At 43.9% G+C, this 18398-nt stretch carries 11 protein-coding genes; 6 read left to right on the top strand and 5 right to left on the bottom strand.

The genetic code is table 11. The annotated features are described in order from the left end of the window. Positions 1 to 51: 51 nt before the first annotated feature. The 4 genes from ACQY3M_RS03795 to ppdK form a co-directional block, all read right to left on the bottom strand. Positions 52 to 732 carry a hypothetical protein gene (locus ACQY3M_RS03795; protein ID WP_428066138.1) on the bottom strand — a complete coding sequence of 227 codons (681 nt, stop codon included), beginning with the start codon at positions 730 to 732 and terminating at the stop codon, positions 52 to 54. Positions 733 to 2663: 1931 nt separating this feature from the next. Continuing rightward, positions 2664 to 3305 (bottom strand): hypothetical protein, encoded by a 642-nt coding sequence (locus ACQY3M_RS03790; protein WP_428066137.1) that lies wholly within the window; start codon positions 3303 to 3305, stop codon positions 2664 to 2666. A gap of 346 nt (positions 3306 to 3651) precedes the next feature. After that, on the bottom strand, positions 3652 to 4455 hold the full coding sequence (locus ACQY3M_RS03785) for a hypothetical protein (protein WP_428066136.1): 804 nt from the start codon (positions 4453 to 4455) through the stop codon (positions 3652 to 3654). 1498 nt (positions 4456 to 5953) lie between these two features. Next, the gene (ppdK, locus tag ACQY3M_RS03780) at positions 5954 to 8758 is read right to left on the bottom strand and encodes a pyruvate, phosphate dikinase (protein WP_428066135.1); all 2805 of its coding nucleotides are present in this window, start codon (positions 8756 to 8758) and stop codon (positions 5954 to 5956) included. Positions 8759 to 8969: 211 nt separating this feature from the next. On the opposite strand from ppdK, the gene ACQY3M_RS03775 reads away from it, so the two are divergent. The 4 genes from ACQY3M_RS03775 to pnp all read left to right on the top strand — a co-directional run bounded on the left by ACQY3M_RS03775 (position 8970) and on the right by pnp (position 14310). Then, positions 8970 to 9974, top strand: a complete 1005-nt coding sequence (locus tag ACQY3M_RS03775; protein ID WP_428066134.1) for a hypothetical protein — start codon at positions 8970 to 8972, stop codon at positions 9972 to 9974. A 277-nt stretch (positions 9975 to 10251) separates the two neighbouring features. Next, on the top strand, positions 10252 to 11574 hold the full coding sequence (locus tag ACQY3M_RS03770; RefSeq protein WP_428066133.1) for a peptide MFS transporter: 1323 nt from the start codon (positions 10252 to 10254) through the stop codon (positions 11572 to 11574). A 363-nt stretch (positions 11575 to 11937) separates the two neighbouring features. Further along, positions 11938 to 12207, top strand: coding sequence for a 30S ribosomal protein S15 (gene rpsO / locus ACQY3M_RS03765; protein WP_428066132.1), 270 nt, complete (start codon positions 11938 to 11940; stop codon positions 12205 to 12207). Positions 12208 to 12210: 3 nt separating this feature from the next. After that, positions 12211 to 14310 (top strand): polyribonucleotide nucleotidyltransferase, encoded by a 2100-nt coding sequence (pnp, locus tag ACQY3M_RS03760; RefSeq protein ID WP_428066131.1) that lies wholly within the window; start codon positions 12211 to 12213, stop codon positions 14308 to 14310. Between the two features lie 242 nt (positions 14311 to 14552). Here the strand turns inward: pnp and ACQY3M_RS03755 are convergent, their stop codons facing one another. Then, positions 14553 to 15161: a hypothetical protein gene (locus ACQY3M_RS03755; protein ID WP_428066130.1), complete on the bottom strand. Its 609-nt coding sequence runs from the start codon at positions 15159 to 15161 to the stop codon at positions 14553 to 14555. Positions 15162 to 15455: 294 nt separating this feature from the next. Between ACQY3M_RS03755 and ACQY3M_RS03750 the strand changes: the two genes are divergently transcribed. After that, on the top strand, positions 15456 to 16316 hold the full coding sequence (locus tag ACQY3M_RS03750; protein WP_428066129.1) for a glycine--tRNA ligase subunit alpha: 861 nt from the start codon (positions 15456 to 15458) through the stop codon (positions 16314 to 16316). Beyond that, positions 16313 to 18397, top strand: a complete 2085-nt coding sequence (glyS, locus tag ACQY3M_RS03745; RefSeq protein WP_428066128.1) for a glycine--tRNA ligase subunit beta — start codon at positions 16313 to 16315, stop codon at positions 18395 to 18397. Before ACQY3M_RS03750 ends, glyS begins: the two co-directional genes overlap by 4 nt. Position 18398: the final 1 nt, after the last annotated feature.

Raw genomic sequence — 18398 nt, 5'->3', positions numbered from 1 at the left:
AAAAAACCCCGCCGTTTTAGCGGCGGGGCGGTTAGTTTAGAGACTAATGCCTTAACGGCACCATCTATATTGCATATTTTCCATAATGCAAAATCTATTAATCCCCCCCACTCCTTCAGAATATCGCATATATAATATCGGTGTGGCGCCGCCAGTCTGCACACCGTATTTAGTATTTGAAGATGTGCAATTATACGGAGTACCGCTTGTAACATAGCTGTGTACCCTCAAATAACAATTTACGTCATTATCGGAAGTACACTGTCTATAACTGGAAGAGTTTGTTATAGACAAAGCCTTATTCCAACATTCCATACAATTTCTGACCGTAAAAGTCGGTGATTCGCCCCGAATGCAGTTCTCACATGAACCGTTTACGTAGCTATAACCGCTGTTGCACTTGCACGTGCTGTCCTTATAAGTCCACCCGGTCCCGGTGTTACAAGTATAAGTACGAGTACATGTCCCGTTAGAACAACTGCACTGCTGGGTAGGCTTGCTTACACACGACGAACCGTTCCAACATTGGTTTGAAGAACAATTGGTTGAGGGATCGCACTCTTTGCCCCATTCCGAAAAAAAACCGTTTTTGCAACAAGTTCTTTTCAAAGTATCACACTCGCCAGAAGCTTTATATTGGTTAGTACCGACCTCGCACTCTTGGTCGCCGCAGTTATCTCCGCCGCCGCCAAGCCAATATGGGTCATTATAATCCTTACAATAGTACGCCATACATCTTCCGTCATGAACAGCGTAATGTACGCTATTGTCCTTTCCGCTTTCACAGTATGAAAATAATGGCAGACTTGCCGTAGAAACAAAAAAGACAAAAAGAAAACTCCTTAAAACCGCTTTAATTTTAAATTTCTTCATTTTTTGCCTCACAAAATACAAATTTAGTTATTTATCGGAAATACGCGAATTTTGAAGAAGCAAACACGAATAAAAATATTCCCTCCAATAACATACAGAAATTTATCAAAAAAAAAAAAACAGTCAAGCGTTTTTTGATTTTTAGGATAACCTCTACGTACGACCTAATTGTTACCCAAAACAATAAAAAACCCCGCCGTTTTAGCGGCGGGGCGGTTAGTTTAGAGAGGTTTAAATGCCCTCTTAGAAAGTATTCAATTTTAGATTTTTCAACATGGCCGAGGTCCGGGACAAGTAACTTTATACCAATTGCTCTCACCATAAGCAGCTTGGCCAAATTGAACACAAGAAGAAAACGTAGAAGGCAATTTATATATATACCCGGCAGAGCCTCTCCTGCAACATGTACTAAACAGAGGATCGGAGGAATCCACTCCCGTAGAAAAATCCATACAATTACACGCCCCGGTTACGAACTGACATACGCCGTTATGATACAAACTGCAGGACGCAAAACAACATTCGCATTGATCGCTGTTATATTTCTGTCTTCTGTATGAACCGGAAGAACAACTCTCCAAACAGCTTGCATGCACGCATTGCCCCGTATAAGGGCTTTTCTTATATCCTGTTTTACACGTGCAAACCTCTTTTTTCTGCCACCCTGTACCTATCTTGCAGGTATAGCTAACTTGGAAGGCATTACTCATCTTCCAACTCTGTTTTAAAGCGACTTTTAACTATAAAAACACTCAATTTATGTCCTTGCGCAGAAATGGCGACCAATATTTGTTGGACTTAAGGAAAGCCCCACTGCACTTGCGAACGCTGAACAACTACTGTAAGCCGTAGGCAGTCTATATTCATCACCATTAGTCATAGTACAACATTCGTTCATCATAGGCAAAGTTGATGTTGCACAATTACAATAGGGGCGATTGGTTCCACCGGAAAACCAATAACATCCGTATGAGCAACATTGACAGGAACTCTCCTCAAAAACTTGTCCGCCGGAGCAAGTCTTATTGCACTTACAAGTACCCCAAGCACCAACGTCCCACTCCCAAGTACTTGTATTACAAGTTACGGTTCTAGTTTGAGTTCCTTCGACGCCATTTTTCAATTTACAAGTTTGGCTCGTACTTGGTTTAGGCAAAGGACATGAGGTTGGCGTATACTCTTCACATTCTTCTCCCCATTCGCTCCAAAAGCCCAACAGGCCACTTCCGCCACAGCATTTTCTGCTAGTCGTATCGCAACTCCCCTCAGGCTTATACTCCACAGTTCCAGGCGTACATGTCTGAATTGGTTTTAATTCTAAAGCAGAAATATTTACGCTTACGAGAAAGAATAAAAATGATACAAAAAGCATTTGTACATTTTTCATCGCTTACCTCCTTTTTTTTGCTAACCTTAAAATAAAAGCAAATAAAGCAATCCTTAAAGAAACTATGCCTCTTTGCGAATTTGCTGCCAACTTACAGGGAAAATTTATCAAAAAAAAAAAAACAGTCAAGCGCTTTTTAATTTTTGGGTTAACTTATACGTACGACAAAACTCTCAAGAGGCATTTACAAGCAAAAAAATAAAAAGCAACGAACAAAAATGTCTTTAAAGTAATGGCGCAAGAATAGCCGGGAAAAAATCTGCGCTATAAAATAAGCGTACTTTTTATCCGATTTTTAAAAATAATTAATGGCAGAGTTTAGTAAATGTAAACATTCTATTCTTTAAGACAAAAAAAACCCGCCGTTTTAGCGGCGGGGAAAGTAAAAAAAACATCAACAAAATTATTTACATTGAACAGTATCGACAGTGCATTCAAGTTCACGTACTTGGCACTTATATAAACTAGTGCGGCAATAGGCATTGCCGTCACCCAAAACCGAACCGTCGTAGTTCATACACCAGCAATTCCCAACTACTTTACAATTTGCCGGTTCTACCGTTGTACCTTCAGGGGTTCCTGTCATCGAGGCCACTTGAATTGAACAGGCTTTTAAAGCGTCGCTTCCGCCTCCATAGACATAATCCTTGACTTTAGTACTGCACGTGGTTTTAGGTTTCGAATGGGAAGACTGAACATCACCCCAAACTAGCCATTTACCGCCTTGTTTGCGTTTTTTTTCATATCTTCTGTCAGATTCATTGCAGAACCAGCCTCTATTTGCTTTACACTGCCAGTTTGAACAAGTATAGTAGCATGTACCGTTATAGCCCTTCGTACTTTTATTTTGGCAGAAAGATCCCGTCCAACATTGATCGGAAGTGCAACATTCCGCGCCCTCACACGGTTTTGGACAATCTTTATTTGCCTCACTCCAAGAGCCGTCGGCGCAGCAGGTGAAAGTATCATAAGAGCATTCCCCGGAAACATTATATTTAATGGACCCCTCCTTACATTGCTCTATCCCGCAATAAGTCGACCTCACCGACCCCAATTGACGAATGATTCCATCGTCACAGTAGTAAGCATAGCAAGTACCATTTATTGTACCGTAATGTGTTTGACTGTCTGTAACGCCATTACAGGAGGCAACAGCAGCAAAAACATATGTAGATGAAGAAATCAACAGCACACATAAAAAAAGTGTTTTATTAAACATTTTTCTTAATAATGCCCAACACATAAAAGCCCTCCCTATCAATAAAAATATAAAGGTATTACTATAAGTATAGCTTAACTTTAAACAAATTTAAACCTTTGAAAAACACTAAAGGCATTACTCATCTTCCAACTCTGTTTTAAAGCGACTTTTAACTATAAAAACACTCAATTTATATCCTTGCGCAGGCATGGCGAGCAATATTTGTTGGACTTAAGGAAAGCCCCATAGCGCTGGCAAAAGAGGAACACGAACTATAAGCGGAAGGCAACCGATATTCATCTCCATTGGACATAGTACAACACTCTGACCAAGAGGCAAATGAAAGTTCATTAGCAACACAGTTGCAATATGGGACATTGGAACCACCGGAAAACCAATAACATCCGTATGAGCAACATTGACAGGAACTCTCCTCAAAAACTTGTCCGCCGGAGCAAGTCTTATTGCACTTACAAGTACCCCAAGCACCAACGTCCCACTCCCAAGTACTTGTATTACAAGTTACGGTTCTAGTTTGAGTTCCTTCGACGCCATTTTTCAATTTACAAGTTTGGCTCGTACTTGGTTTAGGCAAAGGACATGAGGTTGGCGTATACTCTTCACATTCTTCTCCCCATTCGCTCCAAATTTTTATACCGCCTTGGTCACAACATGTTCTAGCTATGGTATCGCAAGAACCGTCCGTTTTATACTGTTCGGCCCCAACATTCTCACACGTATCAAATTTTACAGGGATAAAACCGCTGCTTCTTTCAGTACATACATAGCATTCTCTGCCGTCAAAAAAGTTGCCTTTCATACAAGTTTTACAGTTTGACTCAAGACACATACTCGGCAAGACCTCCGTATCGGCATTCATACACTTCACCTGTTCGACACTGCCGTCAAAATCTCCCACAATAGCATAGGAAAGTCCAACACCTATAAATGTGGAAAACAGAAAACATGCAATAATCGTCTTGATATATTTCATTGTTTCTCTCCTCTCTTACTAACCTTAATTCTTAAAAAACTAATATATCCCGACTTATTTATCTATGGGATATAGTATATTCACAGATAAATTATATATGGAATTTACAAAAAAAACAAATATAGGTCAACTGGTATTTTACTCTTTCATCATATACATTAGATATAAAGACATTCTATTTGAGAATAAAGAAATATCTATGAACACTTTTTTAGATATAAAGTATCATAATTACACTATATAAAACAACAGAACCCCAACGCTAAAACGCGACGGAGTTCTGTTCAAAATATTTTTAATTTTTCTAAAGTCCCGTAAGCGCACACATGTGTTTGTTTACCGCATTATTTAAAGAAAGACCTACATCGCTTGCAAACTCAGAACAACTACTGTAAACAGCCGGTAATCTATATTCCTCACCGTTACGCATCGTGCAACATTCATTCATTATAGGAAAAATACCTGAAAAACAATTACAATAGGGGCGATTGGTTCCACCGGAAAACCAATAACATCCATAACTGCAACAAGTACACGCGCCCTCTTCAAGAACCTCTCCACCTGAACAGGTTTTATTGCATTTGCAAGTAGTCCAAGGCCCTGTCGTCCATGTACCTGTACTGGTATTACAGGTTACCGTTCTTGTTTGGGTACCAGATCCACCGTTGGAGAGTCTACACGACTGGCTCGTTGCCGGTTTTGTCGAAGAGGAACAGGAAATTGACCCGCCGCCACCGCTTGTACACGCTTTTCCCCAATCACTCCATGAGTTGCGCAAAGTTCCCTCGCAACATGTCCTGGTTATTGATTTACAGTCATCATCTGGGTCTTGTTTATACTCTTTCACACCAGCTGGACTGCATGATTCTATTGGAACAAAGGTGTATGATGTACATTTATAACAAACGGAACCTGTAGAAGTCGTTCCCTTTTTACACGTAGCACACCCTGTTCCACATAAGCTGGCGGGAAGAACCGTATTGTTAGCGTTTAAACACGCTAAACTTGTACCCGAATTAGCAATAGGCCCTAAGGCAATAAACAAAAGTGTTATTGCTAGCCAAACCGTAATTCTCCTTTTAATATTCATAGAACATCTCTCCTCTGCAAAACTAACCTTTTTATAATTTTAGCAATATAACTATAATAAAGAGATAAACGCCTTCAAAAACAGCATATATCCCTTTACTTTTATATTAGCAAACAAATTGCCTTCTATACAATAATGATTAAGATTTAATATCTAACACTTTGCTTTGACAAGGAACCCTCATACAACGTCATACAAATATATATATTAATAGCAACGGATTTTAAGATATAGTTTTATTTGTAATACTATATTTTTTCCGCGGGTTTAAAGTTTTTTCTTTGATAAACTTCCCCATAATACAAGCGCCCCGTAAGAGATAATTTGATTTTTACCCGATATACACTTATAAATAAAAAAGCCTCCCGCTTTTAAACGGGAGGCTTTAATAAAACAAACTGCCTTTATTTACTTTTTAAGTTCCTTCGCGCTGGCTTGGGCAGCAGCCAATCTTGCTATTGGCACGCGGAAAGGAGAGCAGGAAACATAGTCAAAACCTTCCCTGTGGCAGAATTCCACGCTGGAAGGTTCGCCGCCGTGCTCACCGCAGATACCAATTTTCAAGTTGGGCTTTACTCCGCGGCCCGCTTTTACCGCATGGCGAATCAAGAAGCCGACTCCGTGCTGATCCAATATTTGGAACGGATCGTTCTTCAAGATACCCTTGCCGATATAATCGGGCACGAAAGCGCCGATGTCGTCGCGGGAAAACCCGAAAGTCATCTGCGTAAGGTCGTTGGTGCCAAACGAATAGAAATCCGCTACCTGCGCAATGTCGGCTGAGGTTATCGCCGCCCTGGGGATTTCTATCATCGTACCAACTGTGTAGGCAAGTTTCTTGCCGAACTTAGCGCAAACTTCTTTGTGCACTTTCTCTATGATAGGTTTCTGATTGACGATTTCTTTCTCGTCGCACACTACCGGTATCATAATCTCGGGAGTAATCTTCATGCCTTCTTTGACCAGCTCGGAAGCGGCCTCAAATATCGCTCTGGCCTGCATTTCCGTTATCTCGGGATAGGTTACGCCCAAGCGGATACCGCGGTGGCCCATCATCGGGTTGCTTTCCTTAAGAGCGTCCGCGCGCTTCTCAAACTGCTCGGCGGTAATATTTAAAGCTTTGCAAATAGCTTCCACCGCGTCCTTGCTGTGCGGAATAAACTCATGCAACGGCGGATCCATAAGACGGATCGTAACGGGGAAACCGGCCATCGCTTTTAAAGTAGCTTTAATATCTTTCTTCATATACGGGAAGATTTCATCTAAAGCCTTTACGCGTTCTTCGGTCGTGCCCGAAAGTATCATCTTTCTTAAAGCGAACAAAGGTTTTTCGGAGTTGGCACCGTAGAACATATGCTCTATGCGGAACAATCCGATGCCCTGCGCGCCGAAAGCTCTCGCTTTTTCCGCGTCGGCGGCGGTATCGGCGTTGGCACGTACTTTAAGGCGTTTCACCGCGTCACAGACCTTTAAGAAGTTGATTAAATTGGCGTTCTTTTCGCCGGCGTCCAACATCGCCAGTTTGCCTTCATAGACAATGCCGCGCGTACCGTTAAGCGTAAGGAAATCGCCCTCTTTAAACTTCTTGCCGTTTACCGTCATTACCTTATTGGCCGTATCTACCGTAATTTCGCTGCAGCCAACTATACAGCATTTGCCCCAGCCGCGGGCTACCAAAGCGGCGTGGGAAGTCATACCGCCGCGAGCGGTCAAAATGGCCTGAGCAGCACGCATACCTTCCACGTCTTCGGGGTTGGTTTCTTCGCGAACTATTATACATTCTTTACCGGCTTTTCTCGCTTCTATCGCCGCGGCGGAATCAAATACTATAAAACCGCACGCGCCGCCCGGCCCCGCGGGAAGACCTTTAGCCAAAGGTTTAGCCGCGGCTTCCGCTTTAGGATCTACTATCGGGTGCAAAAGTTCGTCAAGCTGGGAAGGCGAAACGCGGAGCACCGCTTCGACTTTGTTGATAAGTTTTTCTTTCAACATATCCAAAGCTATCTGTACCGCCGCTATGCCGTTGCGTTTTCCTACGCGGCACTGCAAAAGCCAAAGCCTGCCGTTTTCTATCGTAAACTCGATATCCAACATATCTTTGTAATGCTTTTCCAGGCGTTTCTGTATGCTGTCCAATTCCTTATAGGCTTTGGGCATTACTTTCTTTAAAGATTCGCTGTCGTTGCCGTGGCCGGAAGTAGACCATTCGTTTATCGGGCACGGAGTTCTGATACCCGCGACGACGTCTTCTCCCTGCGCATTTACCAAATACTCGCCGTAAAAATGGCTGTCACCGTTGCCGGGGTTCCTAGTGAAGGCTACACCCGTCGCGCTGGTATTGCCCATATTGCCAAATACCATCGACTGTACGTTTACCGCTGTACCCCAATCGTGCGGGATCTTTTCGATATTTCTGTAAGCTACCGCTCTCTTGCCGTTCCAAGAAGCAAACACCGCGCCTATCGCGCCCCAAAGCTGCTGCATGGGGTCATCGGGGAAATCGCTGCCCAAAACTTTTTTTACGGTCTTTTTAAAATCTTCACACAAGGCTTTTAATTCCTCGGCAGTAAGTTCCGTGTCGGATTTATAGCCTCTTTGCTCTTTCACGTCGCAAAGTTTCTCGTCCAAAATTTTGCGTATACCTTTATCGTCCTTAGGCTCTATGCCGGCCGCTTTTTCCATAACGACGTCGGAATACATCATAATAAGCCTGCGGTAAGCGTCATAAACAAATCTTTCGTCACCGGTCATCTTTATCATACCGGGAATGGTCTTTAAAGTAAGACCGACGTTCAATATCGTTTCCATCATACCGGGCATGGAGCTCCTGGCGCCAGATCTTACCGACACCAACAAAGGATTCTCTACCGAGCCGAATACTTTGCCCGTTTCTTTTTCCACTTTTTTAAGATTTGTTTCAACTTCCGCTTTCAAAGTTTTGGGATAGGTTCTTTTATTGTTCCAGTAGTAGGTGCATACTTCCGTGGTGATTGTAAAGCCGGGAGGTACGGGCAATTTGAGTTTTGGATGTCCCGCCATTTCCGCCAAGTTGGCGCCCTTTCCGCCAAGAAGCTCTTTCATCGCTCCGTTCCCATCGGCTTTGCCGGCGCCGAAATGGTATACAAATCCTTTTTTGTTTGTTTTTGTAGTCTTCTTGCAAGCCGCTTTGGCACAAACCTTCTTAGCGGCTTTTACAATCTTTTTAGCTGCCATAGAATTCTCCATAAACGAAATAACGCGCGGAAATATTTTAATTCCCGCGTCGCGCGAATCTTTATATTACATTGATATTCTATTAAATTGCCCCAAATAAAGCAACAAAACGCAGGCAATCGCTATTTTGCCTTTCATCTGGGCCTTTTTTCAAAAGATAATAGGCCTTTTGTACCTTGCGGAGCAGTAAGCAATATATCATAATTTATATATGAAGAAAGCGATGATACTGCTGTTTTTAATTTTTACCCCGTTTTACGCATTCTGCTCAACTTGGGGGCTGGCACAAACGGCGGTGCATTCTTCTTACGCAAAAAAATTCCTGATGGAAAAGTTCTTATTCTCAGAGGAAATTTCCTACTGCACCTACGGCGTGGAGCCGATGACGGAAGATAATTATCTGTCGCTTTTCTTTGAGGCATCTTTCCGTTATTGGACTTTGGGCTCCGCCCAATGGCTGGAACAATCCTCCCGCAAAGAGGAGTTTGAAGATATAATCCAAACCTTGAAAAAGCCGTTTAAACTCAATTATCTAGGCCGCTGCGGCAAAAAAGGAGCAGGCAAAGCGGACATTGAAATAATATCCGACGAAGATTTTTGCGATTCTTACGACGGGCATTCCTATTTTTCGCACGATAAAACGGCTTTTAAAAGCGGGCTGTCCATCTGCCTGAGCAAGAAGCAAAAAGATATGCGAACCAATATATCGGCGGATTTGCTCGGTTTTGAAATACCGCTCTCAAAGATAAGCAAAAGGCGTTTTGCCAAAGGATTAAAATATTTGGAGAATTTAAAACAAGAAAATATTTCCCCTCTATCCCCAAATATCGACAATGTCCCTTTCCCCTTTTGCATCGTTCTGCACGAAACGGGCCACGCTTTGGGGCTCGCAGACGAATATTCCGCAGAGAATAATCACAGCCGCGAATATTCCTCTCCATACAGAGGCGACGGCATAATGAACAACTGGTGCGATATACTGCCCGATGATATTACCGGCCTTATAGTTCTAATGGACAAAGCCAAAGGCAAGCAGCGAACTTTCCGTCCTTTGGATAATTTGCCAGGTATCATAAAAAACGGACGTTTTATTCCGCCGCAAGGTACTTCAAAAATGTCTGAAGAGGATTTTGCCAAACTGAAAAAAGACTTTAGAATAGGAAAAACGGAGTATATTCGCCTAATGGAAAAATATGGCTTAGATTTAAATTTCTAAGCAAGAAACCAAACGACGGGCAGCAAACAATGCGGAACAAACGGGTACCAAAGGCCTAAAAAGATCTAGGCCCAAAAAACGATAGCAATTAGGACCTTTGACCCTTTCCCAAAGCCAAGACAAAAAGATAAAGTATAAATAGAAAAAGACGAAAAAACATAATTTACCCTCCAAGGCAGCCTTTACCCCTAGGCTGCCTTTCCCTTTATAAAAACAACAAATCATAAAATTTAGTATCATAAACCTTTAGCACATAATAGACATATATGGAGGACAGATGACCCAAAACGACAGTGAAACAAAAAAAGGCCATCCGGCGGGATTATACCTGCTTTTCGCCACGGAGATGTGGGAACGTTTCAGTTTCTATTCTTTAAAAGCATTATTCGTTTTATATTTGACGGGCGTGCTGATGTTGGACAAACAACAAGCCAGCGCGCATTTCGGCACTTTAATGAGCTTGATTTTCTTGTCGCCTTTAATCGGCGGATACATAGCCGACCGATGGATAGGCCAGAGAGCCGCTATAATATTAGGCGGCATACTTATGGCCGCGGGACAGTTTGCCATGGGCGGCGGCAGTATGACCTATGTTTTTATCGCCATGGGGCTTATAGTGGCGGGCAACGGTTTTTTCAAGCCAAACATATCCAGCATAGTCGGCGAACTATACGAGAAAAATGACCCTCGCCGCGACGGCGGTTTTACGATATTTTACATGGGTATCAATTTAGGTTCTTTAATGGCGGGCTTTATAGCTGGCACTCTGGCCGAAAAGGTAGGCTGGGGCTGGGGCTTCGCTTCCGCGGGCATAGGTATGATAATAGGCCTGCTGATATTTATTTGGGGGCAAAACAAATATCTGCAAGGCAAAGGCCTCGCGCCTAAAAGATACGCCGCCGATAAAGGGGCCGAGAAACAAAAAAACGACGAGCCTCTAACCAAAGACGAAAAACAGCGCATAGCCGTAATATTTATTATGGCGTTTTTCTCGATATTCTTTTGGACGGTATTTGAACAAAAGGGCGCGGCGCTCAACCTAATCGCGAAAGAAAACTTGGACAGAGTCATAACGATTTTCGGGCATAACTTCGAAATACCGGCTACTTGGTTCCAATCCGTAAACCCGTTTTTCATAATACTTTTGGCGCCGTTGTTTTCCAAGATATGGGTAATGCTTGGCAGAATAGGCAAAGACCCAAGCATACCGGCCAAATTTATGATAGCGTTTTGGTTTATAGCTTTGGGCTACGGACTTATGCTTATAGCCTCGATAGGATTAAGCGGGGCCGATAAAATAGGCATGTTATGGCTGATAGGGGCTTACCTGCTGTTTACGATGGGCGAATTATGTCTTTCGCCGGTAGGGCTTTCAATGGTGACAAAACTATCTCCGCCGAAATTTATATCATTGTTGATGGGCGCCTGGTTCTTGGCAAACGCGGCGGCGGGCAAATTGGCGGGTTTCTACTCCGGCCTTTTGGAGAAAATGACTTTAAGCCAATTCTTCACTTGGCCGACGCTTATGCCGATTGCGGCCTCTTTGCTTTTGCTGCTACTCATCAAACCGATAAACAGGTGGATGCACGGCGTAAAATAAATTTTTCGGACAAAGGGTTTAAAAAAGCGGCACTCAGTTAAGAGCGCCGCTTTTTAATTATCGGATTATGCGGGAAAGCGTTTTCATCTAGCGCGTCTTTACAGAATAAAAACAAAACAGGAAAACAAAGGCAGCCAAATATATTCCCAATCGTGCTGGGAGAAGAACTTCTGCCAAGGCAAATCGACGCGGCGGCTTTTAAAGCTCGGCTCTATATGATATAATATATGCGTATCTGTAAAGATATAATAAAAAAAAGGAGAAGATTAGACTCTGGCTTGGTACGGGCTTAAAGCAAGACAACAGGCAAAGCAACGCGGGCCCGCACTCGGTATGAAGTCGTTAATCTAAGTGTACAAAATAATGGCATTAACAGTAAAAGACAGAAAAGATATCATTTCCAAATTCCAGCAGAGCGCGAACGATACCGGCAGCGCGTCGGTACAAATAGCGTTGATAACCGAAAGGATACAGTATCTTACCAACCACCTCAAAGCCAATCCGAAGGATTTCGCCGGTGAAAGAGGCTTGGTAAAACTCGTAGGCCAAAGGAAAAGACTTTTAGCCTATCTCAAGAAGAAAGATTTCGCCAAATATCAACAGTTGACCAAAGAATTGAAAATAAGGAAATAATAGATGACCAATACAACAAAAACCAGCCTGAGCGTTGAAATAGGCGGCAAGACCATTACGTTCGAAACCGGTCTTATCGCGAAACAATCCGACGGCTCCGTAGTGGCGAGGCTTGGCGACACGATGGTGCTCGCCGCCGCGGTTTCCGACAAGAATCAGAAACCCGGTCTTCAGGATTTCGTACCGCTTACGGTAAACTATAAAGAAAGAACTTACGCGGCCGGCAAAATACCGGGCGGGTTCTTCAAGAGGGAATCAAGGCCGAGCAAGAAAGAGACTTTGTCCTCCCGCTTGATAGACCGCTCCATGAGGCCGCTTTTCCCCGAAGGCTTCGCCTGCGAGGTAAACATAACGGCGATGGTAATTTCGGCCGACGGGATAAACGACAGCGACGTACTCAGCATAGCCGCTTCCAGCGCGGCGACGGTAATATCTTCCATACCGTTCACAACCCCGGTAGCGGGCGTCAGGGTAGACAGGATTAACGGGCAATACGTAATCAACCCGACGATAGAAGAGCGCAAAACCGCCGATATGGACCTTGTAATAGCCGGCACTTTAGACGGCATTATGATGGTAGAAGGCGGCGCGCACGAAGTTGAAGAAGAAGCGCTTGTAAAGGCGATAGAAATCGCCCAGCCCGAAATCAAGAAACTCTGCCAAGCGCAGCTTGATTTGAGAGAAAAAGTGGGCAAACCCAAGTTTGAGTTCGCGGCCGAAACCTTACCGCAGGACGTTCTTGATACGGCCAACAATAAATACAGAGCCGAAGTAAAGAACATCTTGCACGGTTTCTACGACAAGCAGACCAGAGATACGAAAATCGCCCAGCTCAAAGAAGCCTTTAAAAACGAACTTTTGGAAGCCTATCCGGAACAGGGGCAGGCTTATGCCGACTTCGCTATGGAAATGCTCGCTTACGAGGAATCCAGAGCGATGGTGCTTAACGAAGGCGTCCGCGTAGACGGCAGAAAGACCGAAGAAATCAGGCCTTTAAGCTCCATGGTGGGCTTGCTTCCCTGCGCGCACGGCTCTGCTTTGTTTACCAGAGGACAGACGCAATCCTTGGCGGTAGCCACTTTAGGTACTGCCGATGATGCCCAAATGATAGAAGGCCTGGAAGAAACCTATGACGAGAAGTTTATGCTTCACTATAACTTCCCTGGGTTTGCCACGGGCGAATGCAAACCCGACAGATCGCCCGGCCGCAGAGAAATCGGCCACGGCGAACTTGCCAGAAGGGCTTTAATGCCGCTTTTACCCAGCGAGGAAGAATTCCCTTACACGATAAGGGTGGTATCCGATATTATGGAATCAAACGGATCCTCCTCCATGGCGAGCGTATGCGGCGGCTCCTTGGCGTTGTTCGATGCGGGCGTCCCGATGAAAGGCACCTGCTCGGGCATAGCGATGGGTTTGATCACGCAAGGCGACAAATACGCCGTCCTTTCCGATATTATGGGCCTTGAAGACCACCTCGGCGATATGGACTTTAAACTTACCGGTTCCAGAAAAGGTATCACCGCTTTCCAGATGGACCTCAAATTGGCCAGCGGCATATCCTTGGACATATTGAGAAAGGCTATCGCGCAGGCGACTCGCGGCAGGCTTTTCATTATGGACCATATGGAATCTACGCTTAAAGAACCCAGACCGAATATATCCAAGAACGCGCCGGTAATCTATACGATGACGATACCGCAGGATAAAATCGGCGCTTTAATCGGCCCGGGCGGCAAGAACATCAAGAGAATCACCGAAGCTACCGACACCAAAATCGACATCGACGACGACGGCAAAGTAATGATAGCCGCCGCCAATGACGCCAAATTGCAGCAGGCTAAGGCTGAAATAGAACTCTTGACAAAAGACGTGGAAGTCAATCAGATCTATAAAGGCAAAGTAGTATCGATACAGCCCTTCGGCGCTTTCGTCGAGCTCTTGCCCGGTAAAGACGGATTGCTGCACATTTCCGAAATTGACAAGAAGAGAATCAACAAAGTGGAAGATGTGCTCGCTTTAGGCGATATTGTCGAAGTAAAAGTAGTAGAAATCGACAATAACGGCAAAGTAAGACTTTCAAGAAAGGCCTTGCTTAAATAACCTAAACAAATGCTTTAAAGCCCGCTCCAAAAGAGCGGGCTTTTTTATTATCCTTTAGCATAAACAAAAACAAAGAGTTTCCCCCATTCTGGCAATTACTGCCATAAGGCCCCAAGAATATATCCCCACTGAAATGTCTAGCCAACAATTTATTTGCAAGAGTGGTATATAGTTAAAATAAAAAAGAGGCGGAGGGCTTACTCTCCGCCTCAACTGAGGAACTTACAAGGAGAAATTTTTATCTACCTTATAATATATCTGTTTATATAATCGCCAACCTTCTTCGCGGAAGAATAGCCGCCGTCATTTATGTGCTTAATCATACGCCTAAGGGATATATAAAATTTAATCTTTAAATCTTTATTTAAAGAGGAAAAACGTTTCTCGTATCCGTAAAAATCTTTCTTTAGTCCATTTAATATTGCTCGTTTGGCTTTAATTTCGGATTCGGCTTTGCGTGAAGTCTCAAACCAGCGCCTTACTTTTATGCCGGCCAATTTGCCGCCCCCTATCGTCTTGGGCAAAGGCGCTACTTCCGTATCGGCTTTAACAGTTTTAATAGCTTCTTCAAAATCCACCGACTTTAATTCCTTGATTATTCTTCCGTTCAGTTCCTCAGCTCTCAAAGATGCCAATTCTGAATATTCCGAAGAATTAACATAATCGGAAGCATAATATAGATTATTAAGTTTATCCATAAAGTTAGCTGAGGCTAACTCACTGCCAAAAAAATTTTCTTCGCCCTTCAAAGAGGCTGAAGCCTTTTTATATAATGCCGCCATATCCGCGCAATAAGCCGCACCCGCCGCAGCTAAACAGCATAGCGCTACAAAAAACGTCTTTACTTTCATTGAAACCTCCAAACAGTTTATAATCTGATTTAAAAGTTAGCTAAAGCTAACATAATTTATTATAGCATAAAAAGGCAAAAGCAACAAATTTTTAATATATCGACGATATTTTTTGTTCTACGAAAATTTTTATCTATTAAAAAAGCTAAAACTTGGTTAAAAAATAGTTTGTCAATCCTAAAAAAACAGCGATATAGCAATAGTTATTTTTAAAAAGCACCGGGCTTTAAAAGAGCTTTTAGGGTTTTAGCGGCAAACAAGCAGGAGAAAGGCAAATTTACTATAATTGTATATATGAATTTCCAAGATATAATACATGAACTTCAGACCTATTGGAAGAAGCAAGGCTGTATAGTCGTACAACCTTATGATGTTGAAAAGGGCGCCGGCACTTTTAACCCCGCGACCTTTTTCGGCTCGCTTACGAGCAAGCCGACTAAAGCTTGTTACGTGGAACCGTGCAGAAGGCCGGCCGACGGCAGATACGGCGAAAATCCGAACAGGCTGGGCAAATATTATCAATTTCAGGTAATTTTAAAACCCGCGCCGGAAAATGTACAGGAATTATATTTAAATTCCCTTAAAGTCCTCGGCCTTGACCCAAAACTGCACGACGTACGCTGGATAGAGGACGATTGGCAGTCCCCCACTTTGGGTGCCAGCGGCGTCGGCTGGGAGATATGGCTTGACGGTATGGAAATTACTCAATTTACCTATTTCCAAATTATGGCGGGCTACACTTTAAAACCCATCACAGCGGAAATAACCTATGGTCTTGAGCGTATCGCAATGTACTGCCAGAAAAAGAATACCATATTCGACATTATGTGGAACGACGACACCACCTACGGCGAATTGGTAAAAGAGAGCGAAAGGCAGTTCTCCCACTACAATTTTGAGGAAGCGGACGTAGAAAATTTAAGGCGTTATGTCTTGGAAAACGAAGAAGAATGTAAAAAACTCTGCAAAAAGGGATTATACCTGCCCGCATATGACTGCGCGATGAAGGTATCGCATTATTTTAATACTTTGGAAGCGCGCGGAGCGATTTCTGTTTCGGACAGGACTAACATTATCGCCAAAATCAGAGGTTTGGCCAAACTCTGCGCGGCGCAATACATAAAAGCCGCAGAAGGGAAGGAAGAAAATTTATGAACAATGCACTTTTAGAAATAGGAACGGAACATCTGCCGGCGCGCTTTCTGTTGCCGACTTTGGAACAGTTAAAGAACAATGCCGCGGCCATTTTACGGGAACATCGCCTCAAATATGTATCCTTGAGGACTTTCGGAACCTATCGTAAACTTGTATTGGAAATTACCGATTTGGCTTCCGTTGCCGAAGATATACAAAAAGAAGTCAAAGGGCCGCCCGCGAAGTTGCTTAAAGACGAAAGCGGCAATTATACCCCCCAAGCGGCGGGATTCGCGGCCAAGAACGGCTTAAAGCCCTCCCAACTCGTAACAGTAGAGACGGATAAGGGGCCTTTCATTTTCGCAAAGGTGAAAATAAAAGGCGAGAAAACCCAAAAACTTTTGCCTGCGGTATTCACGGAAATAATAAAGAGCCTAAACTTCCCCAAGAATATGGTTTGGGAGGAGAGCGGATTTCATTTCGCAAGACCGATAAGGAGCCTCTTGGCTTTATACGGCGATAAAGTGGTAAAGTTCGAGCTGGCGGGCGTCAAATCCGGAAGAAACACCTATCCTTTAATATCTTTCGGCAGAAAACCCATTCGCATAAACACCCCGCAAGACTATACGGAAACTTTGAAAAATCAGCCCCAGCCGATATTGGCCGATATAGAAGAACGCAGACACGCTTTGATAAAAACCGTCGAGGCCTGCGCGGCGGCTTTGGGCTATAAGGCGGATTTGGACGAGTCTTTAATTACCGAAACGCTTTCTTTTACGGAACACCCCGTAGCTTTAAGCGGCGATATGGATATACGCTTTTTAACCTTGCCGCGCGAATTGATTACCACCGTATTAAAGACGCAGTTAAGAATGTTCCCCGTGGTAAACGAGGACGGTGAACTGCAACCGCATTTTATCGCGGTGCGCGACGGAGTAAGCGACAATCAGAACGAGGTCAGAACTGGTTTTAAGAACGTAATGACTGCCAGATTTACCGATGCAGTATTCTTTTACGAGAATGACCTCAAAACCGGGCTTGACGCCATGCGCAATAAACTTGCCGGCGTCAACTTTATAGACGGTATGGGCAATATGCTCGAAAAGAGCGAACGGGTGGAAAAACTGGCCTGCAAAATAGCCGATAAGTTAAACCTCAAGCAGGAAGAGAAAGCCGCCATAAAGGAAGCGGCCCATTACGCCTATGCCGATTTGACCGGCGGCGTCGTTTACGAATTTAGCGAACTGCAAGGATATATGGGCGGCGTATACGCCGAAAAAACGGGTAAGAACAAGCACTCTGCCAAAGCGATGGGAGAGTTCTACTATCCGCTGACGGCTTCCTCTGCCTTGCCCTTTACGATAGAAGGCTCCGTGGTATCTTTGGCGGGTAAGATGGATTCTTTGGCGGCTAATTTCGCCATGGGACAAATACCGAGCGGAAGCGAGGATCCTTACGCCTTAAGAAGACAAGCCATGGGTGCGGTAAGGATAATAGCGGAAAATAATTTTGATATTTCCATTAAGGAAATAGTGGCTATGGCCGACGAACTTCTCCCCCGCGCCAACGAACACGCGGCGGAGTTGGAAGATTTCCTATGGCAGCGTTTGGCCAATATACTTGAGGCGCAAGGCTCCACACAAGACGAAATAGCGGCATTGCGCAATACGGACAAATCGCCCACAAGCCTTTTGGCGGCCGCGGAAGCGTTAAAGCAATACCGCAACAGTGAAAGTCTGGCAAGCGTCGGACAATCGGCCAAAAGAGTTGGAAATATCCTAAAGAAAGGGCAGTTGGCGCAAACGGGCGAAATAGACGCATCCATTTTTGAATGCGAGGAGGAAAAAAATCTATTTAAGGCCTTAACTGAAATAGAAGCGCAAATAGCCCCCAAATTGGGCTTGGATACCACTGAAGGCTATTGCGCCATATTAAAGGCTTTGGCCGCGTTCGAGTTGCCTTTAAACAGCTTCTTTGATAAAGTTATGGTAAACGCGGAAGATGAAAAAATCAGACATAACAGAATAAATATGCTTGGCAGGATAAACGGGATATTGACTGGAACCGTAGCCGATATAAGCAAATTGCAAAAGAGAGGGTAAT

The organism is Candidatus Proelusimicrobium volucris, assembly GCF_959605025.1.
Lineage (GTDB): Bacteria > Elusimicrobiota > Elusimicrobia > Elusimicrobiales > Elusimicrobiaceae > Proelusimicrobium > Proelusimicrobium volucris.
The sequence above is the reverse complement of the archived record's forward strand: the minus strand, read 5'-3'. Positions and strand labels throughout refer to the sequence as shown.

What these genes read in the sequence shown, in the direction of transcription:
- ACQY3M_RS03750 (WP_428066129.1), top strand. Translation starts at nt 15,456, where the DNA reads ATGAATTTCCAAGATATAATACATGAACTTCAGACCTATTGGAAGAAG.
- ACQY3M_RS03770 (WP_428066133.1), top strand. Translation starts at nt 10,252, where the DNA reads ATGACCCAAAACGACAGTGAAACAAAAAAAGGCCATCCGGCGGGATTA.
- rpsO (WP_428066132.1), top strand. Translation starts at nt 11,938, where the DNA reads ATGGCATTAACAGTAAAAGACAGAAAAGATATCATTTCCAAATTCCAG.
- ppdK (WP_428066135.1), bottom strand. Translation starts at nt 8,758, where the DNA reads ATGGCAGCTAAAAAGATTGTAAAAGCCGCTAAGAAGGTTTGTGCCAAA.
- ACQY3M_RS03775 (WP_428066134.1), top strand. Translation starts at nt 8,970, where the DNA reads ATGAAGAAAGCGATGATACTGCTGTTTTTAATTTTTACCCCGTTTTAC.
- ACQY3M_RS03795 (WP_428066138.1), bottom strand. Translation starts at nt 732, where the DNA reads ATGGCGTACTATTGTAAGGATTATAATGACCCATATTGGCTTGGCGGC.
- glyS (WP_428066128.1), top strand. Translation starts at nt 16,313, where the DNA reads ATGAACAATGCACTTTTAGAAATAGGAACGGAACATCTGCCGGCGCGC.
- ACQY3M_RS03755 (WP_428066130.1), bottom strand. Translation starts at nt 15,161, where the DNA reads ATGAAAGTAAAGACGTTTTTTGTAGCGCTATGCTGTTTAGCTGCGGCG.
- pnp (WP_428066131.1), top strand. Translation starts at nt 12,211, where the DNA reads ATGACCAATACAACAAAAACCAGCCTGAGCGTTGAAATAGGCGGCAAG.
- ACQY3M_RS03785 (WP_428066136.1), bottom strand. Translation starts at nt 4,455, where the DNA reads ATGAAATATATCAAGACGATTATTGCATGTTTTCTGTTTTCCACATTT.